Annotated in this window: 20 protein-coding genes and 1 pseudogene; 17 read left to right on the top strand and 4 right to left on the bottom strand. The window is 39.8% G+C overall.

Going from position 1 to position 22,769, the window contains the following annotated elements:
• Positions 1 to 58 precede the first annotated feature (58 nt).
• Both tyrR and AC6H44_RS10480 read left to right on the top strand, forming a co-directional pair.
• Positions 59 to 1,615 (top strand): transcriptional regulator TyrR, encoded by a 1,557-nt coding sequence (gene tyrR, locus AC6H44_RS10485; RefSeq protein ID WP_500735377.1) that lies wholly within the window; start codon positions 59 to 61, stop codon positions 1,613 to 1,615.
• 96 nt (positions 1,616 to 1,711) lie between these two features.
• On the top strand, positions 1,712 to 2,248 hold the full coding sequence (locus AC6H44_RS10480; RefSeq protein ID WP_500738425.1) for a thioesterase family protein: 537 nt from the start codon (positions 1,712 to 1,714) through the stop codon (positions 2,246 to 2,248).
• 49 nt (positions 2,249 to 2,297) lie between these two features.
• Here AC6H44_RS10480 and AC6H44_RS10475 read toward each other — a convergent pair whose 3' ends face one another.
• Both AC6H44_RS10475 and olsF read right to left on the bottom strand, forming a co-directional pair.
• Positions 2,298 to 2,951, bottom strand: a complete 654-nt coding sequence (locus tag AC6H44_RS10475; protein WP_500735376.1) for an OmpW/AlkL family protein — start codon at positions 2,949 to 2,951, stop codon at positions 2,298 to 2,300.
• A 463-nt stretch (positions 2,952 to 3,414) separates the two neighbouring features.
• The gene (gene olsF / locus AC6H44_RS10470) at positions 3,415 to 5,145 is read right to left on the bottom strand and encodes a bifunctional ornithine lipid synthase OlsF (protein WP_500735375.1); all 1,731 of its coding nucleotides are present in this window, start codon (positions 5,143 to 5,145) and stop codon (positions 3,415 to 3,417) included.
• Between the two features lie 159 nt (positions 5,146 to 5,304).
• On the opposite strand from olsF, the gene AC6H44_RS10465 reads away from it, so the two are divergent.
• Complete coding sequence (locus AC6H44_RS10465; protein WP_500735374.1) at positions 5,305 to 6,225, top strand: 2-hydroxyacid dehydrogenase; 921 nt, start codon at positions 5,305 to 5,307, stop codon at positions 6,223 to 6,225.
• Positions 6,226 to 6,342: 117 nt separating this feature from the next.
• Entirely contained in the window at positions 6,343 to 6,465 is a 123-nt protein-coding gene (locus tag AC6H44_RS10460) for a hypothetical protein (protein WP_500735373.1), read from the top strand.
• Between the two features lie 156 nt (positions 6,466 to 6,621).
• Here AC6H44_RS10460 and AC6H44_RS10455 read toward each other — a convergent pair whose 3' ends face one another.
• Entirely contained in the window at positions 6,622 to 6,867 is a 246-nt protein-coding gene (locus AC6H44_RS10455) for a hypothetical protein (protein WP_500735372.1), read from the bottom strand.
• Between the two features lie 508 nt (positions 6,868 to 7,375).
• Between AC6H44_RS10455 and AC6H44_RS10450 the strand changes: the two genes are divergently transcribed.
• On the top strand, positions 7,376 to 7,759 hold the full coding sequence (locus AC6H44_RS10450) for a response regulator (RefSeq protein ID WP_500735371.1): 384 nt from the start codon (positions 7,376 to 7,378) through the stop codon (positions 7,757 to 7,759).
• Positions 7,760 to 7,826: 67 nt separating this feature from the next.
• Here AC6H44_RS10450 and rpsT read toward each other — a convergent pair whose 3' ends face one another.
• On the bottom strand, positions 7,827 to 8,087 hold the full coding sequence (gene rpsT / locus AC6H44_RS10445; RefSeq protein ID WP_008114420.1) for a 30S ribosomal protein S20: 261 nt from the start codon (positions 8,085 to 8,087) through the stop codon (positions 7,827 to 7,829).
• A 253-nt stretch (positions 8,088 to 8,340) separates the two neighbouring features.
• Between rpsT and murJ the strand changes: the two genes are divergently transcribed.
• The 12 genes and pseudogenes from murJ (at position 8,341) to AC6H44_RS10385 (ending at position 22,759) form a co-directional block, all read left to right on the top strand.
• Positions 8,341 to 9,921: a murein biosynthesis integral membrane protein MurJ gene (murJ, locus tag AC6H44_RS10440; protein WP_500735370.1), complete on the top strand. Its 1,581-nt coding sequence runs from the start codon at positions 8,341 to 8,343 to the stop codon at positions 9,919 to 9,921.
• A gap of 74 nt (positions 9,922 to 9,995) precedes the next feature.
• Entirely contained in the window at positions 9,996 to 10,922 is a 927-nt protein-coding gene (ribF, locus tag AC6H44_RS10435; protein ID WP_500735369.1) for a bifunctional riboflavin kinase/FAD synthetase, read from the top strand.
• Between the two features lie 29 nt (positions 10,923 to 10,951).
• Positions 10,952 to 13,780, top strand: coding sequence for an isoleucine--tRNA ligase (ileS, locus tag AC6H44_RS10430; protein ID WP_500735368.1), 2,829 nt, complete (start codon positions 10,952 to 10,954; stop codon positions 13,778 to 13,780).
• Positions 13,781 to 13,792: 12 nt separating this feature from the next.
• Positions 13,793 to 14,293 (top strand): signal peptidase II, encoded by a 501-nt coding sequence (lspA, locus tag AC6H44_RS10425; protein ID WP_500735367.1) that lies wholly within the window; start codon positions 13,793 to 13,795, stop codon positions 14,291 to 14,293.
• Entirely contained in the window at positions 14,290 to 14,730 is a 441-nt protein-coding gene (fkpB, locus tag AC6H44_RS10420; RefSeq protein ID WP_500735366.1) for an FKBP-type peptidyl-prolyl cis-trans isomerase, read from the top strand. Before lspA ends, fkpB begins: the two co-directional genes overlap by 4 nt.
• The gene (ispH, locus tag AC6H44_RS10415) at positions 14,730 to 15,659 is read left to right on the top strand and encodes a 4-hydroxy-3-methylbut-2-enyl diphosphate reductase (protein ID WP_500735365.1); all 930 of its coding nucleotides are present in this window, start codon (positions 14,730 to 14,732) and stop codon (positions 15,657 to 15,659) included. Before fkpB ends, ispH begins: the two co-directional genes overlap by 1 nt.
• 30 nt (positions 15,660 to 15,689) lie before the next feature.
• Positions 15,690 to 16,723, top strand: a pseudogene (locus tag AC6H44_RS10410) (sensor histidine kinase).
• On the top strand, positions 16,720 to 17,421 hold the full coding sequence (locus tag AC6H44_RS10405; protein WP_500735364.1) for a LytR/AlgR family response regulator transcription factor: 702 nt from the start codon (positions 16,720 to 16,722) through the stop codon (positions 17,419 to 17,421). Before AC6H44_RS10410 ends, AC6H44_RS10405 begins: the two are co-directional and overlap by 4 nt.
• A gap of 111 nt (positions 17,422 to 17,532) precedes the next feature.
• Positions 17,533 to 18,093: a type IV pilus modification protein PilV gene (gene pilV / locus AC6H44_RS10400; protein WP_500735363.1), complete on the top strand. Its 561-nt coding sequence runs from the start codon at positions 17,533 to 17,535 to the stop codon at positions 18,091 to 18,093.
• Position 18,094: 1 nt separating this feature from the next.
• Positions 18,095 to 19,120 carry a PilW family protein gene (locus tag AC6H44_RS10395; RefSeq protein WP_500735362.1) on the top strand — a complete coding sequence of 342 codons (1,026 nt, stop codon included), beginning with the start codon at positions 18,095 to 18,097 and terminating at the stop codon, positions 19,118 to 19,120.
• Positions 19,108 to 19,599, top strand: coding sequence for a pilus assembly PilX family protein (locus AC6H44_RS10390; protein ID WP_500735361.1), 492 nt, complete (start codon positions 19,108 to 19,110; stop codon positions 19,597 to 19,599). The genes AC6H44_RS10395 and AC6H44_RS10390 overlap by 13 nt, the downstream gene beginning before the upstream one ends.
• 1 nt (position 19,600) lies before the next feature.
• A complete protein-coding gene (locus tag AC6H44_RS10385; protein WP_500735360.1) occupies positions 19,601 to 22,759 on the top strand; it encodes a pilus assembly protein in 3,159 nt (1,052 codons plus the stop codon).
• The last annotated feature ends 10 nt before the right edge of the window (positions 22,760 to 22,769 follow it).

The following is a 22,769-nucleotide window of genomic DNA, read 5'->3' as shown; positions in this document are numbered from 1 at the left end:
TCGTAATCATAGTTAGCGTATTATTTACATCAACTAGTTTTTCCTTACCTGAGGGTGTATGCGTTTAGATATTCACTGTGCAGACCGAGTTGGTATTGCTCAAGAGATTCTTAATATATTAGTTAGCTATAATGTTGATTTAAAAGGAATTGAAGTCGACTCAGTAAATTGCCGTATGTATGTGAGTTTTCCTGAAATTGAATTTGAACAATTTCAAAAGATCATGCCATCAATTCGATTGATAGATGGCGTGCATGATGTACGTACCACGGCGTTTTTACCGTCTGAACGTGAACACAATGAACTTAATACGTTATTAAAAGCACTTCCTGATGGCGTTATATCTATTGATGCTAAAGGTTGGGTACGTTTATGTAATGACGCCGCCTGTAAAGACTTGCAGCTTTTAGAAAAAGAAGTGATTGGCGCTAATATTAATAATCTACTTAAAGGATTTAACTTCACTCGCTGGTTAGAGGGTAAGGAAGTGCTCGGACAAACGACCCGTGTTGAAGTGGCGGGTGAAGATTTTATTGCTGATATTTTGCCTATTGCAGTGCCGCAAGGCAGTGAAGGAGATATATTAGCGGGGGCGGTGATCAATATAAAGTCACAAAGTCGTTTAGGTCAACAAGTCAGTGCTTTTAGACGCTATGGACAAGAAAGTTTTGCGACAATTCATAATTTTAGTACTGCGATGCGCCGTGTTGTCCGTGAAGCGCGAAAAATGGCGCAGCTTGAAGCGCCCATTCTCATTACGGGTGAAACTGGAACGGGTAAAGAGTTATTAGCCCGTGCCTGTCACTATGCATCTAATCGTTCAGTAAAACCGTTTATTGCGTTGTCGTGCGCTTCACTCCCTGATGATGTTGCTGAATCAGAACTATTTGGTTATGCAGGGTATGAAGAGAACGCTGCACCTAAACGCGGTGTGCTTGAACAAGCCGATGGTGGAACGGTGTTTTTAGATGAAGTGGGCGAAATGTCGACTCAGCTACAAACTAAATTACTGCGTTTTTTACAAGATGGCACGTTTAGAAAGGTAGGCGATGAAAACGAAGTTAAAGTAAATGTGCGTATTGTTGCCGCCACCCAAAAAGATTTACCTGCGATGGTGCAAGAAGGGGTCTTCAGAGAAGACTTATACTATCGTATTAATGTACTAACGCTAGAGATTGCGCCGCTTAGAGATCGCAAAGCGGATGTTGGCCCGCTTGCTGAGCATTTTATTCAAAAGTATGCACAGCAAAATGGCCACGCAGTGCCTGAGCTATCTGAAGAATGTTTAACGTTTTTACAAGACTACCCGTGGCCTGGTAATGTGCGCCAATTAGAAAATGCGATTTATCGCGCGGTATCTTTGTTAGAGGACAGTGAACTGCGAGTTGAACATTTACAGTTACCTACCTTTACCCATGATTTAGGGTATTTAGAGTCTGATTTTGAGGGCTCGCTTGATCAAGCGGTTAAGCGTTTTGAAGCCACTTTACTTCGTAAGCTTTATCCGGCCTACCCAAGCTCTCGCCAGTTAGCTAAACGCTTAGGGCTAAGTCATACTGCGGTGGCAAATAAATTGCGTGATTACGGTATCAACCGCAAAACGGTAAAAGTTTAAAGGCATATTTTTATGATTGACTTCTTGGTATAAAAATAGCCAAAGGGGTCAATTGCTATGCTACACTCACAAAAAATTACTGGTAAGACCTCTGCTGTGAACTTATATTTTAGACTGCTATTATTATTTTTTAAAATAAAACGTAATCGTGATTACCAATCGTTGTTGGACACGGTTGATATTGACTACAAAGCCTTGCCCAGTGACTGCGATATTAATTTGCATTTAACTAATTCACGTTACTTAGCAATGATGGACTTATCGCGTACCTGGATGACCGAGCGGGTTGGCTTACTTAAGCAAATAATGAAACGGCGTTGGTTTCCCATTGTTAATGCAACCGCAATCACCTATATACGTGATATTAAGCCAATGCAGCGTTTTACCATTAGCACTCGCTTAGTGGGTTGGGATCATAAATATTTTTATATTGAGCAAAAGTTTCATTCAGATCGAGGCTTACATGCAATTGCTTATGTGCGCGGCGTGTTTAAAAGTAAAAAAGCAGTGATAAGCGTTGAGCATATGCTTGAAGTGGCTGGCTTTGACGGGGTTGCCCCCATATTACCGACCGAAGTAATTCACTGGAAAGAAATGCTTGAGCAGAAAAAGGTAAACAACTTACCACGCTAAACACGCATAAAAAAAGGCCTTACGGCCTTTTTAACACACATAAACGTTATTAGAACGAGTATTTAAGGCCAAACATGGCAACAACAGGGTCAAGTGACACGGTTGAGGTTAGCGCTTTTGCGCCATTGGCATACACAGTTGCATCAGTATCAATATCCATCATCGATACCATAGCGTGTAGGCCCCATTTCTCATCAATTTTGTAGTTAGCACCCACTTGCGCAACAAAGCCAAATGAATCATCTAGTTTTACTTCTACATCGTTTGTGCCTAAAGTTGCTTTAAGGGCTGCAGAAGGCTGCTCGTCAAAGAAAGTCGTGTAGTTAATCCCTACACCAACAAAAGGACGAAATGCGTAACTGCTATCTAAAAAGTGGTATTGTGCAACCAGTGATGGTGGCAAATGTTTAATGTCTGCAATTTTATTACCCGCTAAACCGCCTGTGCCTTCTACGTCATGAGAAAACGGCGTTGCTGCAATAAGCTCTAATACCCATTGTTCGTTAAATGCGTAATCTACAGTAATACCTAGCTGAGTATTTGAATCACCTTTTAAACCAAGAGTGGGATCTTCATTAATTTTTGAGCCATCGTTATCTGGGTTTACATTAATTGCGCCAACATTAACACTAAAGTTAGCGTGTGCTGCAGGCGAAAGAGCCAATAAAGAAGTAAGTATTGCAATGCTTAATTTAGTTTTCATGTTGTTCTCCGTGAACTGCTGTGTGACTATTTGTTGATTGAGGCTATTATTACTCATGGTTAAAAATAAAAACCTGTTCTAGATCAAGGTTTCAAAATCGGACCAGCAAAGAGCCTCTATTTATTGATTTAGATTAAACTTTTAAGCAATTAGCGTTTTAAAATTAGCGATGCACTTTACAAATATAAAAACTAATTGAAGTGTTCGGAATATAACCAGCCAGTTTTGTTAAAATAAGCGTATGTGTATGGTTTAATTGCTGAGCAAATATTCTTTCTAATCACACTTCGCTTGGTGGTATGGGAATTGGATCTTTATTTGCAATGACTAAGATTACTATCGCATTGATAGCGTTTGCGTGGTTTATCTGTGGCGCTTACACACCTAGATCCGCGATTACCTCAACCTTACAGTTGGTATTAAGTGGCCTGCACACCAGCTGCTAACGTTTAAACTCTATAACTTAGCTTATTGATGTCGCGTTTTTCGCGCTTAGATAACGTTTTGCTTTACTTGGTTTTACTTTCTCTAGGTCGACTAATATTAGTCCATCAATGCAATTATTAAATTGCGGATCGATGCTAAAACTTAAAAATGCTACCCCATTTGGCTCACATAGCTCGGTGTATTGTTTAAACAGCGTCGGCACATGGGTGCCCATATTAGCCAGTAGGTGTTTAAGCTCTACAAAGTCTTCTTTTAGGTTGTCGCCAGCAAATAAATTAGCGTATTGAACGTGCTGATCCGCTGTGTGACGAAATGCATTGTTGGGCGTTGCCAGTGATTTTTTACAACCATAATAGTGCTGATAATAATGTACCAGCAATGATTTTGCTTGCGTTGGTAGTGCGTTTGACACACTCACGGCACCGAATAAGTAACGATACTGAGGGTAGCGATTAATAAAAGCACCAATGCCATGCCATAAATAGTCAAGGCTTTTCTTTCCCCAGTATTTAGGTTGTACAAAACTGCGGCCCAATTCTATGCCTTGTTTAAAGTAGGGTGCCATATTTTGGGTATAATTAAATAAGCTATCGGTATATAGACCACGTTGAGAGTGCTGCTCAATTACATCTTGTGCGCAGGCTAATCGATAAGCGCCCACCAGCTCTAGTGCTTGTTCATCCCATAAGACTAAGTGTTGATAATACATGTCGTATTTATCTATATCACGGCGGTTTCCGCTGCCTTCACCTACAGCACGAAAGGCAATTTCTCGTAAACGCCCCAGTTCGCGAAATAACGGTGAACTACCTTTATAGTGGTATAAATAAATCACCATACCATCACTGGTTTTACCTAGATGTTCGCAATTTTCTATGGCTTTTTTTAATTCTTTTTTACACTCAGGAGAGGCGATAGGGGCATACGTTTTTAGTGGCAACGTTTTTTTGGTGGTTAAACGATATAGTTGTTTTCGTATTAACTCGACGACTTCTTTGTCTTTTAAATCGGGAATTAAGTAAAACTCTGGAGCAATGGAAGCGCCAATTTCAAATTCTAATGATTTTTGACGTTGCTTAAACATCTCTTTTACTAATAATAAACTCGCAAGCGGCTTATAAAGCATTGATGCGCCGTAAAATAGCGGGCTATTTCTGGCTTTTATATGAATGGGTAAAATAGGGCTATTCGCTTTTTTAGCGATACGTAAAAATCCGCTATTCCACTGGCAGTCTTTGATCCCTGTAGGGCGAAGTCGAGAAACTTCACCGGCAGGGAAGATAAGTAACGCCCCTTCATTTTTTAAATGTTGGTGAATATTATTAAGCTCTTGTTTTTTACTTTGTCCTGATAAGTTATCAACGGGCAGCAGTAATGAATGCATAGCGTCAACGGTCATTAACATACGGTTAGCCACGACTTTTAAATCGGTTCGCACTGTTGATAACACCTTTAGTAATGCTAGTGCATCTAAAGAGCCGATAGGGTGATTTGCAATGATGACAATTTTGCCTTCACTGGGAATGTTCTCTATCTGTTTTGCTTTGTATCGGGTTTCAAAATCAAGTTCATCAAGCACTTGTTCAACAAACTCTATCCCTTGAAGATGCGGATAAGTGGTTGCAAAGTGTGTAAACTCTTGTTCATGCAATAAGTAGCTAAGGCTCTTTTTTATCAATTTTTTTATTTTAAATGAGTCAGTTAACTGTGGTAAATTAGTTGCTATTAGTTTATCTACACTGATCATACGCACCTCTTGTTTTAGGCTAAAGCCAATATGATTAGCTTAGAGTGTAGATATGACAATACGCTGTCAGTTGTGTGACTTTTTAAAACCGCACTATTTAGTGCTGTATTTAAACCGCACTGGTATTGTTATTATTGCGTTACTTTTTAAGGAATAATTATGTCAGTTTTAGTCGCTATAACAGGCCGAGATAACGCAAAGTTAATAGCAAGCATGCAATCACAATTACCCAGTATCAAAATTGAAGCGCTTGATGATTGCTCCGACTTTGCAAGTGTAGAGTTTGTACTCGCTTGGAATGCGCCTGCCTCATTATGGCCAAAGTTAGTCAATTTAAAGGCTGTGTCATCGTTTGGTGCTGGGGTTGATAGTATCGATTTAAGTATATTACCTAAAAGTGTTGAGGTGGTGCGTATTATCGATAAGCAATTAGCCTGCGATATGGCTGAATATGTACTTACCCATGTATTAGCGCAAAAATTACGATTAAAACAATATTTTATAAAACAACAGCAAAATGTATGGAAACCCAAAAGAGCGTATAAATATAACAAAGTAAGCATTTTAGGATTTGGTGAGCTTGGTCAAGCGTGTGCACAAAAGTTAATTAATAACGGCTTTAGAGTTAATGCTTGGAGCAGAACTGTAAAACAGTCATCAACCGTAGATCTTTACTTTGGTGATGATGGCTTAACACAAATGTTGGCACAAACCGATTATTTAGTGTGTTTATTACCGCTTACTGCTAATACTAAAGGCATTATTAATAAACAGCTACTCAAGCAACTACCTGAGCATAGCGTGGTGATTAATGTGGCCCGAGGTGAACATGTTGTTGAAGCTGACTTACTTGATGCCCTTAATAATGGTTATTTACGCGCGGCAACACTTGATGTGTTTGCAAATGAACCATTGCCAAACGAACACCCTTATTGGCAGCATGAAAATATAACCTTAACACCGCATTGTGCAGCGTTGTCAGACTTGGATAGTGTTATTGAACAAATAGCAGCAAACATTTTGCGTTTAAAAGCGAGACAGCCATTAATAAATAGCATTAACAAGCAGCAAGGGTATTAAGGTGTGTTGATCTTTTAGGAATAAAATTAGTTACATTTTTAATAGAAACACCTTGTTAACACTTGTAATTTTTACTATTGTTAAGATCCGTTCTAAAAAAAATAAATAGGATGAGTTATGAAACCCAGTCAAGGCGGCACAAAAATCAGTATAGTGGTTGTATCTATAATAATATTAGGGCTATCTGCGTGGTTTAATCAAGCAAGTGCCGCAGAGCTAGTCCATTCAATAATTAGCTAAAATAAATCAAAATCTGATAACGGCATCGGCATATCTCAAGTTAGACTAATTCGCGGAAAATTCTAACCTAGTTTAAACCCAGACCCAATATTTTTAATAATGCCAAATAAAAAAGCCCAGAAAAACTGGGCCATAAAATATTCTAAGGGGAAGTAATTAATGCTGAGATACAGTAAATTGCCCAAACGTGTAAACTTTGAACAAATAAAATGTGTTGATCAATACTAAACTCATATTTGAAATAACACTCGACGACATAAGATCTAAGCTAAATGATAAAAATAATAAACCACACGAACTAATCGCTGCGACGCGAAGTAATGTCAGTTGATTTATAAAGAATGCACCCAAACCTAGTGCAAGTAGTAATGTATTTAAAAGCCAATCTAGCTCGTTTAGCATGGTCGTTTCAATAGTTCAGTTGTTGAAAAAAGGAGCGCCATTATGTTGATCTTTTGCACAGCTTTCAACCAAGTAATTTTAAATTTTCAGATTAGTTTTTTTAATGCTAAAAGCAGGTGGTTAATACCGGAAGTAGCCTCACTTAGCTGTTTAGATTTACTTACAAATAACCTTGGTCGATAAATGCATTCGCTTCTGATGACTTATTTTTTTAAAGGTGAGTAAGTTAGGCTTTGGCGCTCAAGCACGTATAAGTAATAATATTGTGAAAGTAGAAAGCGTAGCCAGCGCAGTTTAGCATTTTGTTATGCAGGGTGATTTAACGGTAGGTCAATATTCGCCCTGTTATTACTTAAAGTGGTTTAATATTAGCTGCGACTTTTTTACGTTTTTCCGATATAAAGCAAATCTGGCCTTTTTGGCCTAGCTCTCTATAATAAAGTAAATAGTACTATTTTAGATAAATCATTAATTTCTCAGGCACGGTTTTAGCCTATAAGGATTATATATGAATACGCAGCTATCGATTTTAATAGTTGATGATGTTAGTACAGTGCGTAGTTTTTTAAGTCAAACCTTAATGCACTTAGGTATAGAGAATGTAACCGAGGCGTCTACGGCGGCCCAATGCATTAATGAGTGTCGTGCCGCAAACTTTAACATTATATTCTTAGATATAGAGCTGCCAGACGGGGACGGTAAGGAGCTTATTGCGCAAATCAATGAGCTATCACCTGAGACAAACGTCGTGATGGTGTCGGCGCATTCAGGCGTTGAGAATGTCAAAGATGCAATAGATAGAGGGGCGAAAGGGTTTGTAGTTAAGCCATTTTCCCCGAAGAAAATTGCGGCAATGCTGAAGAAGTTTTACCCAGAGCTTGAAAACGTCTGAATAAGGTATTTATTCTAGGTAAAAAAAAACCGGCAAAAGCCGGTTTTTTTAATCTTGCAAAAACAAATTATAGTGCTTTAATTTTAGCAGCTAAACGGCTCTTATGACGAGCAGCTTTGTTTTTGTGGATTAGACCCTTAGTTGCGTAACGGTCTAAAATAGGTGTAGCAACAGAAAAAGCTTGCTGTGCAGCTTCTTTATCACCAGCTTCAATAGCTACAATTACTTTTTTGAAGTAAGTGCGCATCATTGAACGACGGCTTGCGTTATGCTGACGGTTTTTTTCGCTTGTGATAGCGCGTTTTTTTGCAGACTTGATGTTAGCCAAGGTTTGCTCCTAACAATCTTAAATAAAGCTTAAATTAAAGGCCGTGGAATATGCCTGTTTTTATCATGAATGTCAATTTAATTTTAACAATCCAAGAAAAACTGCTCCTTATAACGAACATCAATTTGCCGCTTTAGCAGTTAATAGCGCTATTGTAACAAAGCAAGGGGTTCCAGCCTAGTGCTTTAAAGCGATTTATAAAAAAGACTATGGCATAATTAGCGTAATTGCTGATTTTTAATATGGATTTATAGTGTCAAAAGGTTTATTTCGTTCCGGGATGATTGTAAGCGCAATGACAATGATCTCGCGTATTCTAGGGCTAGTGCGTGATGCTGTGGTGGCTAATTTATTAGGGGCAGGGGCGGCTGCCGATGTATTTCTATTTGCCAATCGTATTCCTAATTTTTTACGCCGTTTGTTTGCCGAAGGGGCTTTTGCGCAAGCATTTGTACCAGTATTAAGTGAAATTAAACAGCAGCAAGGTGATGATAAAGTCAGATTATTTGTTGCCCAAGCAGCGGGTACGTTAGGCACTATTTTATTGATTGTAACATTAATAGGTGTAATAGCTTCTCCGGTTATTGCTGCGTTATTTGGCACAGGTTGGTTTATTGATTGGTGGCAAGGCGGGCCTGATGCAGAAAAGTTTGAGCTTGCCAGCTCGTTATTAAAGTTAACTTTTCCTTACTTGTTTTTTGTTAGTTTAGTTGCACTGAGCGGCGCAGTGATGAATGTATATAACCGTTTTGCGGTCGCGGCGTTTACTCCTGTGTTACTTAATGTGTCTATTATTGGTTGTGCCATTTTATTACATGACCAATTTTCTAATGGCGCTTATGCGTTAGCGATAGGCGTATTTTTAGGCGGTGTGGTACAACTATTATTCCAGTTACCATTTCTATATAAAGCAAAAATGTTGGTGCGACCGCGCTGGGGTTGGCAAGATGATAGTGTCAAAAAAGTGCGTAAATTAATGCTTCCGGCACTGTTTGGTGTATCAATTAGCCAAATTAACTTGTTGCTTGATACGGTAATAGCCTCGTTACTGATGACGGGCTCTATCGCTTGGCTATATTACTCAGATAGGCTGATTGAATTTCCACTTGGCTTGTTTGGTATTGGTATAGCAACGGTTATTTTACCGGCATTGTCAAAATTACACAGCAGTAAAAAAAGTAGCGATTTTCAACACACTCTAGACTGGGGAGTGAGATTTGTTATTTTTTTAGGGCTTCCAGCCATGATAGGGTTGATGATTATTAGCCCACTGATTATTACCGTGCTTTTTGACCATGGTGCATTTAAAGAAGCGGGAACTGATCATGTTAAGGCGGTGAGTCTTGGGGTTGTTGCCTACTCGGTGGGTTTAGTGAGCTTTATGCTCATTAAAGTCCTCGCACCTGGGTTTTATTCTCGTCAAGATATTAAAACACCAGTACGTATTGGTATTATTACTTTAGTGCTAAACATGGTGTTTAATATTATGTTAGCACCATTTATTGGTTATTTAGGTTTAGCATTGGCAACCTCTATGTCGGCTAGCTGTAATGCGTATTTATTGTACCGTCAGCTCAAAAAAGAGAATGTGTATCAGTTCTCGAGCATGAGTGGCTACTTCACCTTAAAGTGTTTACTGGCCAGCGTGACGATGGGCGCATTGGTGTGGTTTACCAGTAAACAATACGATTGGCTAAATTGGCACTTTAGTGAACAAGTTATGTTATTGAGCGTGTTATTAATTATTGCGGTTGTTAGTTACTTTTTTATGTTGTTTTTAATGGGCGTTAGACTAAATACGATAAAAAGTGTAGCAATTACTGAATCAAATTAAAAAAAAGATTATAATCGGACACTCTGCGGCCTCAGGTCGTATTTTATCAGCTCGCTGAAAAGGCATTAGGTGGCATGGAGTTAATTAGAGGTATTCACAATATACGCCCACAACACTTTGGTTGTGTGTTGACCATTGGTAATTTTGATGGTGTTCATTTGGGTCATGCTGCCGTATTAAAGGGCTTGTTAGCAGATGCTAAAGCAAATAATTTACCCAGCACTGTGATGTTATTTGAGCCTCAACCACAAGAGTTTTTTGCAAAAAACAATGCGCCTGCAAGGCTTACTCGCTTGCGTGATAAATTACTTTTGTTAAGTAACTTAGGTATTGAGCGGGTGATTTGTATTAGCTTTGATCAAGCTTTTGCTAATATGCAAGCGAAACAGTTTGTGAGCGATATTTTAATTAAAAAGCTGGGCGTTAAGGCATTAACGGTCGGTGATGATTTTAGGTTTGGTAAACAACGTCAGGGAAATTTTAGCTTATTGACCACGATGGGCAGCCAAGCAGGTATGAGGGTTAAAAGTACGGCGAGCTTTCGGCAATTAAATGCTAGAGTAAGCAGTACTCTAATTCGAGAAGCACTTGCTGAGGGTGATTTGGCGAGTGCAAAAATAATGCTTGGCCATAATTATGCGATATCTGGGCGAGTGATTCACGGCTGGAAAAAAGGCCGTGAACTGGGTTTTAGAACGGCAAATATTGCGCTAAAACGTCAAGTTTGTCCGGTTAATGGTGTGTTTGCGGTGCAAGTAATGATCGCAGGGAAACACGTTTTTGGGGTAGCTAACATTGGAAACAAACCCACATTTAATGGAACTCGTGCTTTATTAGAGGTTCATCTTTTTGATTTTGCACAAGATATTTATGGACAATTTATGCATGTGGAGTTGATTGAAAAACTCCGCAATGAGAAAAAATTCGAGACATTAACACAACTGACGGCACAAATAGCAACCGATGTTGCAGCCGCTAAGCAGTGTTTTGGTTTAAACTAGGTAGCCGATAGAGACGGAAAGTAGGATTAATGAGCGACTACAAACATACTTTGAATTTACCGGAAACAATGTTTCCAATGCGTGGCAATTTGGCACAACGTGAACCAAAAATGCTTAAAGCCTGGTACGAAGACGATCTATATGGTCAAATTCGCAGCGCAAAAAAAGGTAAAAAAACTTTTATTTTGCATGACGGCCCCCCGTATGCAAACGGCGATATCCATTTAGGCCATTCAGTAAATAAAATATTAAAAGATATTATTGTTAAGTCTAAAACCTTATCAGATTTTGATGCGCCATACGTACCTGGTTGGGACTGTCATGGTTTACCAATTGAGCTAATGGTTGAGAAAAAAGTCGGTAAACCAGGTGTTAAGGTCACTGCTGCAGAGTTTCGTGAAAAATGCCGTGCTTTTGCTAAAAAGCAAGTGGAAGGTCAAAAAGTCGACTTTAAGCGTTTAGGTGTTTTTGGTGATTGGGATAAACCTTACTTAACCATGAACTTTGATTTTGAAGCCAATGCAATTCGTGTACTGGGCCGTATTATTAAAAATGGCCACCTACACAAAGGCGCAAAACCTGTGCATTGGTGTACAGATTGTGGCTCTGCACTAGCAGAGGCAGAAGTTGAATATCAGGATAAACAATCGCCAGCGATTGATGTGCGCTTTATTTTTACAGATCAAGACGCGGTAGTGAATGCATTTGACCTAGCTGATGGCCATCAAGGTACGGGTAGTGTAGGGACTGTTATTTGGACAACCACACCGTGGACTTTACCGGCCAACCGTGCTGTTGCGGTGCATGCTGATTTAGAATACGCATTAGTTCAAGTGGAAGACGAGGGTGCTCAGCAACGTCTTATTTTAGGGTCTGATCTGGTTAAAGACGCCATGGATCGTTTTGGTTTTAACCACTTTCATACTCTTGGTTACGTTAAAGGCGCCGCACTTGAAAACTTAACGGTTGCACACCCATTCTATGACTTTAACGTCCCTGTTATTGTTGCTGAACACGTAACCACAGATTCTGGTACAGGTGTTGTACATACGGCACCAGGTCATGGTCAAGAAGATTTCGTGGCAGGCCTTGAGTACAATCTTGAAGTGGCGAACCCTGTTGGCGCAAACGGGGTGTATTTACCTGACACTGAATTATTTGCTGGCCAGCATGTTTTTAAAGCCAATGCGAGTGTGATTGAGGTACTTATTGAGCGTAATGCCTTAATGCATCATCATGCATTAACGCATAGCTACCCGCATTGCTGGCGCCATAAAACCCCTATTATTTTCCGTGCAACACCACAATGGTTTATTAGCATGGATCAGGCAAACTTACGCAAAAATTCACTGGCTGAAATCAAAAATACTCAGTGGTTACCGGAATGGGGCGAAAGCCGCATTGCCAACATGGTTGAAGGCCGCCCTGATTGGTGTATTTCACGTCAACGCACCTGGGGTGTTCCTATTGCGTTATTTGTTGATAAAGACACCGGCGCATTACACCCAAATACCCAAGAGCTGATTGAACAAGCTGCAGCGCTTGTTGAAAAGTCAGGTATTCAAGCATGGTACGATTTAGAGCCTGCTACATTACTAGGCGAAGAAGACGCCCAGCAGTACATAAAAGTGCAAGACACGCTCGATGTATGGTTTGACTCAGGTGTAACCCATGCGTGTGTTGTTGATGCGCGTGAAGATTTAACCGGTCCTGCTGATTTATACCTTGAAGGGTCTGATCAACACCGTGGTTGGTTTATGTCATCAATGATGACGTCTGTGGCAATTAATGGTCATGCACCATACAAGCAAGTACTTACCCATGGCTTTACGGTTGATGAAAATGGCCGCAAAATGTCTAAGTCATTAGGCAATGTTATTTCACCACAAAATGTGATGAATAAACTGGGCGCTGATATTTTACGTTTATGGGTAGCATCAACTGATTACACGGCAGAAATGACCGTATCAGATGAAATATTCAAACGTTCGGCAGATCGTTACCGTCGCATTCGTAACACCAGCCGTTACCTACTTGCTAACCTTAGCGGTTTTGATCCAAAAACGGATCAGGTTGCTGTTGATGATATGGTTGAGCTTGATAAGTGGATTGTGGGTCGAGCGGCACAGTTACAAGATGAAATTTTAGCAGCTTACGATAACTATCAAATGTTATTAGTGACGCAAAAACTAATGAATTTTTGCACCGGTGAACTTGGCTCGTTCTACTTAGATGTTATAAAAGATCGTCAGTACACAGCAAAAAGTGATAGCCATGCACGTCGCTCGTGTCAAACAGCGCTTTATCATATTGCTGAGGCTATGACTCGCTGGATGGCGCCAATAATGAGCTTTACTGCGCAAGAGATTTGGGAAGCGCTGCCGGGTGATCGCAGTGATTACGTGTTTACTTCAACTTGGTATGAAGGCTTACAAGCACCTACAAGCACTAAATTTAGCAATGAAGACTGGCAAGCTATTTTAAATGTACGTGACGAAGTGAACCGCCTGTTAGAAGCAGCACGTAAAGAAGAAGTGATAGGCGCTACATTACAAGCGACGGTTAACTTGTTTGCAAATAAAGAACTGGTAGCAACACTTGCGCCATTAGGCGATGAACTACGCTTTGTGTTATTAACCTCTGCGGTTAATGTTACACAGGTAGATAGTCAACCAGCAGGTTCACAAACTACTGAAATTGATGGTTTATACATTAGTGTATCAGCAACAGATGCTAAAAAATGTGAACGTTGTTGGCATTACAGTGACGATGTAGGTGTTGAGCCAGCTCACCCAGAAATTTGTGGTCGCTGTGTAAGTAACGTTGACGGCGAAGGTGAAAAGCGTCAATTCGCTTAGGAGTGTTTTTTAGTGAGCAAACTGACCCAAAAAAGTGGTTTGGTGTGGCTTTGGTTGAGTCTGTTACTGTTGGTAATAGACTTTGCCAGTAAAACACTGGTTGTAAACACGATGGCTTACGGTGAGTCAATTAACTTATTGCCTGTTTTTAGTTTTACTTATGTGCATAACTACGGTGCTGCATATAGCTTTTTAAGCGAAGCAGGGGGCTGGCAGCGCTGGTTTTTAAGTGCAATCGCAATTGCAATTAGTTGTTTGCTGGTATGGTGGTTAAAACGCCTCCCAGCGTCTAATAAAATATTGTGTGGGGCATATTCGTTAGTTTTAGCAGGCGCTATTGGTAACTTATACGATCGCATAGCCTATGGTTATGTTATTGACTTTTTACATGTGTTTTACGAAAACGCACATTTTCCTGTATTTAATATTGCCGATTGCGCTATTTGTATTGGCGCTGCATTGTTACTATTTGATGCCTTTACTGGCGAAAATCCAAAGGAGCATAAAGCATGAGCCAAGCTGTAATTGGTGAACACTCAGAGGTTATTTTTCATTTTTCTATTAAACTAGAAGATGGCTCTGCCGCTGACTCAACAAAAGTACACAATAAGCCGGCCAAGCTTACTATGGGGGATGGTAGTTTAACGCCTAACTTTGAAAAATGCTTACTTGGTTTAAGTGCCGGTGAAAGTAAAACATTTGAGCTTGAGCCAGAAGATGCTTTTGGTAAACCCAACCCCGATAATATTTATTATGTAGATCGCAGTAAATTTGGCATAGACACACCAGCAAAAGTAGGTGCGATTATTGCGTTTACACAACCTGACGGTACCGAGCTTCCGGGTCTGGTACGTGAAGTACAAGGTGAGTCAGTCACTATCGACTTTAACCATCCATTAGCAGGCCAGCGGTTAACGTTTGAAGTTGATATTATTGAGGTACAAGGTTAATGGAAATATTACTAGCTAATCCTCGAGGCTTTTGCGCGGGTGTTGACCGTGCAATCAGTATTGTTGAGCGTGCTTTAGATATTTTTGAGAAACCAATTTATGTACGCCACGAGGTAGTGCATAACCGTTACGTGGTTGATGGCTTAAAAAATCGCGGCGCTGTGTTTGTTGAAGAACTTAACCAAGTACCGGATGACAGTATTGTTATTTTCAGTGCTCATGGTGTTTCTCAGGCTGTGCGCTTAGAGGCTAAACGCCGTGAGCTTAAAGTATTTGATGCAACCTGCCCGTTAGTAACTAAAGTACATATGGAAGTCACCCGTGCGAGTAAAAAAGGCATTGAATGTATTTTAATTGGTCACCATGGGCACCCTGAGGTTGAGGGAACTATGGGCCAGTATGACAATCAACAAGGTGGCATTTACTTAGTAGAAACCGTGGATGATGTTGTTGCGCTTAATGTAAAAAATGCTGAAAATCTTTTTTATTGTAGCCAAACAACACTATCGGTAGATGACACAGCGGATGTGATTGATGCTTTACGCAGCAAGTTTCCTGCAATTGATGGCCCGCGCAAAGATGATATTTGCTATGCAACCCAAAATCGTCAAGATGCGGTACGTGATTTAGCCGACAAAGTGGATGTGTTACTGGTTGTAGGCGCTAAAAATAGCTCTAACTCAAATCGTTTACGGGAGCTTGCAGATAAAATGGGCACGCGTGCGTACTTAATTGATGATGCAAGTAATGTCGAAGCATCGTGGTTTGATGGTGTCAATAGCGTGGGGGTGACTGCCGGTGCTTCAGCCCCAGAGGTATTAGTTCAACAAGTAATTACCCGCTTAAGAGAACTCGGTGGTACGCAAGTAATCGAGAACCCAGGTGAGCAAGAGAATATTGTTTTCGCTGTTCCTGTTGAGCTGCGTTAAATTATAGATAAGTCATAAAAGGAGGGTCGAATGGGTAAGCAACTGTCACCAGATGCGCTCCTTTTTCGGCCCTTTTTAATGAGCGCGGCGTACTTGCATCTCTAATTGTGACGCAAGTTGTGGCCATTATACTTGCTTTTGCTCCTAATGCTGGCAGTGATGTTTGGTTGCATTTAGCAGAGATCAGCCTTTTGCTGCATATTACGGTGTTAACGAGTACCTGTTTTTTATATTTTTGTCGTCATGCCCTTGTAAAACGCACTCAGTATATTCAACTTGGTTTTTTTATTGCGTCATATAGCCTTTTTACAGCAATATTTAGTGTGGTGTTTTCGCGTATCGTCTTTGATATTGAAGGTGAAAAACAACTTATCTTATTTGTATTGCACAATTGTACAATCGTATTTTTACTTACATTGCTGTTTGTGCAATTTTTACTGATTCATTTTGAGAAAGAACAGCAAACCAAAGCGCTTTCTCGCGCAGAGCTTGACGCTTTGCAAGCACGAATTCGACCTCACTTTTTATATAATAGTTTAAATACCGCGGCAGAATTAACGCACCATGACGCGCCGGCTGCAGAGCAGGCCATTTTGGCGTTAGCAGCGCTGTCACAAGCGGCAATGCGAACAGGCCAAAGTGTATTACTCAGTGATGAAATAACCCTAACCAAACAATACATTGCACTTGAGTCATGGCGTTTTGGTGAGCGTTTAAAGATTCAGTGGCAACTACCTGAGCAGCTACCTGATGTATATATTCCTTATTTAACACTGCAGCCGTTGGTAGAAAATGCGGTATGTCATGGTGTGGAGCCAAGCCCCAGTGGTGCTATTATTAGTATTGAGCTGCATGTTACCACTGATTATCTAACCTTGATTGTCACCAACCCAGTGCCTACTAAAGCATCAAATTTTAGAGCGCATAACGGGATGGCACTTAACAATATTCGCTCACGATTAAGTATTTTTTATAAAGAAAAAGCAAAACTGACGCTAACCAACAAAAATAATCAGTTTAGGGTCAAGCTCGTTATTCCAAAGCAAATAGAGAATACATTATGAATGTACTCATTGTAGATGATGAACCGCTAGCAAGAGCGCGTTTAAAGCGCTTGCTTACAGCGCATCAATCTATAAAAGTTTTAGGTGAGGCCGATAATGGCAATGATGCGTTAGCGTTAATCAAAAAACAGCAGCCTGATGTTATTTTTTTAGATGTTGATATGCCAGGTTTAAATGGTATTGATGTAGCTCAGCGCCTTAATGAATTGACTGTGCCACCAGCGATTATTTTTATCACCGCTCACCCCGAACACGCGTTAGCAGCATTACAGTTAAATGCAGCAGGGTATTTGGTAAAGCCTATATCAGTACAAAGCTTGCAACATGCATTACAACAGCTGGTACGTTTAAATAAAGTGCACTTGCAACAACAGCATCCAGAAAAAATAACTTATCAATTAGCAGGCACAATAAAAAGCGTTGAAATAAACCATGTTTTTTATTTTAGTGCCGAGGAAAAATATACCAAAGTGGTGTTCGATGGTGGTGAGGCGTTAATTGAAGACAGTTTAAAACAGCTTGAAATTCAATATCCTCATTATTTATTGCGAATTCATCGCCATACCTTAGTCAATAAAAATAAAATAATTGCGCTACATACACTTAAAAACAATCATCATGTTGTTGAGCTAAAAGGTTACCCCAGCTTATTAGCAGTGAGTCGTCGTGCGCTTAAAAATGTAAAAAGTGTGCTTTAACCTTCCTTGTTTAACCGTTTATCAACATAATTAACCGTTAATCATAATACTGTTTGTATCTATTTTATTATTGCATACACTCAGTAATAGCTATTATTTATCGGGTATTTTATGTTCTCTACGGCATTTAAGTGGCAAAAAGGCTTCACACTTATTGAAGTTTTGATTGCGTTTATTATTTTAAGCTTTGGTTTATTAGGGGCGGTTGCTTTGCAAGCCAAAGCAAAACAAGCAAGTTTTGATGCAATGCAACGAGCCGCAGCTGTGGCATTAGGTAACGATATTATTCAACGTATACGTGTTAATGATACCTCAGCGCTTGTGGCTCAGTATAAAGGCAAATTTACGAGTAAAACCACTTTAAATTCATCTAATACTTGCTTTATAGGTTCGTGTAGTAGTGATCAAATTGCCGCATTAGATATAGAGCAATGGAAGCGTGCTATTCGTGCTCGTGAAAATACTGGGTCTCTTGATGATGCAACCGTGTGTGTTGATCCCCAAGCGGTAGCAGGCTCTGGCGGTAAAGCGTTTAACATTGAAGTCATTGTATCATGGCAGGGTAGACAAGAATTTACTGCAAATGAAAATACAGCAAGTGTTGATTGCGGAACAGCTGATAAAAAACGCCGTATAGTAGTACTTACCAGCTATGTTTATATTAGGAGCTAAAATGAGGCAAGTAGGGTTTACACTCATTGAAATGATGATCTCTTTGTTCATCGGCGGGCTAATTTTAGCTGGCGTTATGTTTACTTATATTGGCATGAAAACAACCACCAAAAGCACCATGGCAATAGGTGAACTGCAAGAGTCAGGACGTTTAGCGATTAATATTATGCAACGCGATATAGAACAAGTAGGCTTTTGGGGCACATTTTATGGCAATTCATTTACTGTAAAAAACACCTCATCATTAACAAGTCCAACAGGTGATTGCTTTGAAGGTCTCAACAATGGCAGCTTTCCTGATTTAACCAGCAGCAGTAACTTCAAGGCTCTTTTTGCAAAAACAGCTGCAGGTACAAGTGAGCTAAATTGTGTTAATAATTCTTTAAAAGGCACTGATATTTTACAAATTAAGTTTGTGCAAGGGCATCAACTAAATGTAACTAACGCGGTTAACGAAACAGCTAATAATGGCTATTATTTTGCGGCCGAACAAGAACTTGCTCGTTTTATCAAAGGTCAAGTTGATGCCAACACACTTAATGTTAATGCCACTGTGTGGCCTTACAGCCACCATGTTTATTATATTAGCGAGCAAACTTACACCGTAAATAATAAAAAACTAACAGTGCCCGCATTGATGCGAAAACGCCTAACCGGCAACGGTATGACCACCGAAACAATTATGGAAGGGGTTGAAAATATGCGTTTTATTTTTGGTCTTGATACTAATGGTAATGGCAAGGTTGATTCGTATCGGAGCATAAACAAGATGACTGTGGCTGAGTGGGGCAATCAACAAGGTATTTTAACTGTGCAGCTGTTTTTATTAGTTAGAACATTGCAACCCGATCCAAGCATAAATAATAAAAAGCAAATATATACACTCGGTGAAGATGAAGATGAAGGTGAAGATGAAGGTGAAGATGAAAACCCGCGTGAGATTGAAGTTACTGATAACTATAGGCGTACTGTATTTACTACCACTATTCGTTTAAATAATGTAGGGGCAAATTTATGGCGTATGTAACACACACACCTACACAGCATAAGCAAAAGGGAGTAGTGCTTATTACTGCGCTAATTATGGTAATAGCAGTAACCGGTATTGCCGTTACATTAATGAGTAGCAGCACCATTGACATTAAAATTACCAATGCAGCACAAGAGCGGGAAGTGGCAGAAAACATGCTAGTTGGCGAGGTACAACGGGTGATAGCGCAAGAGGCTAATAAAGGTGGCGCTAGTCAGTTTTTCTTGACTAAGAACGAGATCCCTGATCAATGGAAAACGATAGCTACTCATGACGGTATGCAAAGTGCCATGACCAATTTAAATAAGGGAGTAATGGAACTTAACTGCCCGCGTAGGTACAACCCTACCGAGGGAGTAGCATGTAACATGATGCAAGTGACCACTACTATAGAATATGGCTCTAAGAGCAAGCACCAGCTAACGGTTGTAACGGGTATAGCGCAAGAAATGGCCAATAAAGGTAAGGGGATTTAATATGAAACTAGCAGCAAGTATTATATTTACTTATCTTATCTGCCTTTTTTTTACAGCGCCGAGCAAAGCTGAAGACATAGAGCTGTATGTAAATAAAGATGTCAATGTAAATGAAAAACCTCGGGTATTGTTGATTTTCGATACATCAGGGAGCATGGCCTGGGATGTTACAGATGGAGAACAATGTTATAAAAGGAATTATAATGGTTTTTATCAAACTGAGTGTTTTAAAAGCCAACCAGAATATAGTTGGAATCAACAATGTTATAAAGCCGTCAATGGTTACGCTCAAGCTATATGTGAAGATAGTCGTTTAACTGTTGCGAAAGATGCAATGAAACAATTGGTTAAAGATAACGACGATATTGATTTTGGCTTAATGCGCTTTAATTACAACGCTGATAACGAACCTGGTGGTGGTTATGTACTTGCTAGAACCGGTGCAAATGAAAATACATTAATTAATAAAATTGATGGGTTACCGGCTTATGGTTCGACCCCTTTAACAGAAACTTTATGGGAAGCATATTTATACATTACAGGGCAAAACCTTAAGTTTGCAAAAAATGTTGGTGATAGAGATAAAAGCGTAGATAACAACCAAAAGTATAAGTCGCCTTTTAGAAAAAACAACGAAAATTCGCTGCGCTGTGATAATTCCATCAATATTATTTTAATGACCGACGGCGAACCTCAAAATGATGGTGAAGCCAATACCAATATTAAAGATACTTATAAAGATGTATTTAATAGTGATGCTAATTCGTTTGGTTACTACAATAGCTACTTAGTAGCTTTGGCAAAAATACTTAATGGTACAGAAGATACCCAAGTTGATTTATATAAACCTACGACAGATATTATCGATACTGCGCGCTTATTTACTATTGGCTTTGGTAATAGCATGAGAAAAGAGGCTCTTGATTTACTTGACGAAGCTGCCAGAGTAGGTGGTGGTGATTACTTTGAAGCTAAGACAGCAGAAAAACTCTCAGCTGCACTTAAAAATACCATTACCTTAATACGAGAAGAAAACAGCACCTTTACATCGCCTTCTTTTGCGAGCAACAATGTGGATCAAACCCGCAGTAAGGATGCGGTGTACCTTGCCATGTTTTATCCTGAAGTGGGCACTCGGTGGCGCGGTAATTTAAAAAAATTAAAAGTAACGGGGAGTACGCTTGTAGATTCTTCCTCAACGCTTGCATTAAATAGTGACGGATTAATTAAAAAAGACGCTAAAACATTTTGGACAAAGGGCAACTTAGCTGATGGCAACTCAGTAGAGAGCGGTGGTGTTAATGCGATGCTCGCAGAAGCTGATCCCAGTAAACGCGTATTATTTTCCGACAGGGGAATTTTCACACCATCTGAAATAGTTAAGTCATTTAACAACGAACAAGCCGCAGCGAATTTTTTTGGCGTGCCTAAAAACGATCTTAATTCAACAATAAACTGGGCACGTGGTGTTGATGTTGATAATGACAATAGTACAAGCACCCAGCGCGCTGATATTTTTGGCGATCCCCTACATTCAAAACCTGTGGCGATTGATTATGGCAATAATGATGTTCGTATACTTATTGGTACTAATGCTGGTTTTTTACACATGTTTAAAGACGATGATAGTAAGAACGAAGTAACTGAAAGCTGGGCATTTATACCTTCAGCGTTATTTAATATTATTAAGCCGCTTAGAGCCAAAGAGGCCGGAAAAAAATATGGCATGGATGGCCCTATTAGCGTGTACTCTAAAAATGACAGTTTAGATGCCGATGGTATCAATGATGGCATTGTTAATGCGGGTAAAGGTGATGCTGTATGGGCGTTTGCAGGCATGCGACGTGGCGGTCGTAACTATTATGGATTAGATATTACTAAGCCTGACTCACCTTCTTTAATGTGGAGCATTGAAGGCGGAGTAGATTCAGGTTTTGAAGAGCTTGGTCAGTCTTGGTCGAAACCACAAGTTGCGTTTATAAAGGCCTTTGGTGATAAGCCCGTTTTGATTTTTGGTGGTGGCTACGACACCATTAAAGATAAAGACAAAGGAAATAAACGCGATGCAGACTCAAAGGGTCGAGATGTGTTTATTGTTGATGCTAAAACCGGTAAAAAGCTTTGGTCACTGCGCAGTAACAATAGCTTTACTGGTAAACACAGTATTGCCGCAGACGTTACATTGCTTGACTCTAATTACGATGGCTATATTGATAGAATTTACGCAGCAGATACCGGTGGCGACATTTGGCGTGTTGATATGCCAGGCAGTCAAACAAATGAATTTAGCCATTTTAAACTTGCATCGCTTGCTGATGGTAAAGACAGGCGCTTTTTTTATAAACCAGCCATAGCGCGAACCCTATTTAGTAAAGTGACTCAAAAAGAGGGCGTTACTTCACGTGTTGAAACTCCTTACGATGCCATCGTTATTGGCAGTGGCAACCGCACTAACCCGATAAATTCAACCACAGCCGATGAGCTTTTTATGATAAGGGATGAAAATACACTCACAAAATCATTTAAAAATAATGCCCCTAACACTATTTTATTCACAGATTTAATGTCGATGAATGACGATAAATTTGGTAATGCATTAAGTAATGTTAGTGAGTTTATAAATCTAGAAGTTGAACTGACAAATAAATTTAAAGGTTGGCATTATACGTTATCGCCTGGCGAAAAATCGCTTGCTGCGGCAACCGTGGTAGGAGGCGTTGCGTATTTTACTTCATTTAGCCCTGCATCGGATGCTGGGCTAAACCAATGTTCGTTAACCGGCGGTGGCGGTTCGTTGTATGCATTTCATTTGCATTACGGCACTAAAGTGTATGATGAGTTAAAATTTGCCACCAGTTATGAAGTCCCCGATACGCCGCAACTTTATTTTGGTGCCTCATGTGTTGACGGTAATTCAGACGGTAAATGCGACGACAACACAACGGTTGACGTGCAAAGCCAATTTTATTTAATTGGCCCAGGCATAAAAGGCAAAAATGCAGAGAATCCGCTTAGACCAATCGAAATTATTGGGCCTAATTTAAAAATAGTAGATGGTAAAATTCAGTTAGTTAACGATACTCAGCCTATTGGGTTTGGCTTTAAAACCCAGCAAATGTATATTTACAAACGTGAAGAAAACGATGAAGTGAATAATTAGGAGTCATTAA

The sequence above is a fragment of the Pseudoalteromonas sp. TAP-3C genome, assembly GCF_059888565.1.
This window is presented reverse-complemented; position numbering and strand designations above follow the sequence as displayed.

What these genes read in the sequence shown, in the direction of transcription:
- AC6H44_RS10385 (WP_500735360.1), top strand. Translation starts at nt 19,601, where the DNA reads ATGAAACTAGCAGCAAGTATTATATTTACTTATCTTATCTGCCTTTTT.
- ispH (WP_500735365.1), top strand. Translation starts at nt 14,730, where the DNA reads ATGGAAATATTACTAGCTAATCCTCGAGGCTTTTGCGCGGGTGTTGAC.
- AC6H44_RS10465 (WP_500735374.1), top strand. Translation starts at nt 5,305, where the DNA reads ATGTCAGTTTTAGTCGCTATAACAGGCCGAGATAACGCAAAGTTAATA.
- AC6H44_RS10405 (WP_500735364.1), top strand. Translation starts at nt 16,720, where the DNA reads ATGAATGTACTCATTGTAGATGATGAACCGCTAGCAAGAGCGCGTTTA.
- tyrR (WP_500735377.1), top strand. Translation starts at nt 59, where the DNA reads ATGCGTTTAGATATTCACTGTGCAGACCGAGTTGGTATTGCTCAAGAG.
- AC6H44_RS10395 (WP_500735362.1), top strand. Translation starts at nt 18,095, where the DNA reads ATGAGGCAAGTAGGGTTTACACTCATTGAAATGATGATCTCTTTGTTC.
- AC6H44_RS10460 (WP_500735373.1), top strand. Translation starts at nt 6,343, where the DNA reads ATGAAACCCAGTCAAGGCGGCACAAAAATCAGTATAGTGGTTGTATCT.
- pilV (WP_500735363.1), top strand. Translation starts at nt 17,533, where the DNA reads ATGTTCTCTACGGCATTTAAGTGGCAAAAAGGCTTCACACTTATTGAA.
- AC6H44_RS10390 (WP_500735361.1), top strand. Translation starts at nt 19,108, where the DNA reads ATGGCGTATGTAACACACACACCTACACAGCATAAGCAAAAGGGAGTA.
- AC6H44_RS10475 (WP_500735376.1), bottom strand. Translation starts at nt 2,951, where the DNA reads ATGAAAACTAAATTAAGCATTGCAATACTTACTTCTTTATTGGCTCTT.
- ribF (WP_500735369.1), top strand. Translation starts at nt 9,996, where the DNA reads ATGGAGTTAATTAGAGGTATTCACAATATACGCCCACAACACTTTGGT.
- AC6H44_RS10455 (WP_500735372.1), bottom strand. Translation starts at nt 6,867, where the DNA reads ATGCTAAACGAGCTAGATTGGCTTTTAAATACATTACTACTTGCACTA.
- olsF (WP_500735375.1), bottom strand. Translation starts at nt 5,145, where the DNA reads ATGATCAGTGTAGATAAACTAATAGCAACTAATTTACCACAGTTAACT.
- ileS (WP_500735368.1), top strand. Translation starts at nt 10,952, where the DNA reads ATGAGCGACTACAAACATACTTTGAATTTACCGGAAACAATGTTTCCA.
- AC6H44_RS10450 (WP_500735371.1), top strand. Translation starts at nt 7,376, where the DNA reads ATGAATACGCAGCTATCGATTTTAATAGTTGATGATGTTAGTACAGTG.
- fkpB (WP_500735366.1), top strand. Translation starts at nt 14,290, where the DNA reads ATGAGCCAAGCTGTAATTGGTGAACACTCAGAGGTTATTTTTCATTTT.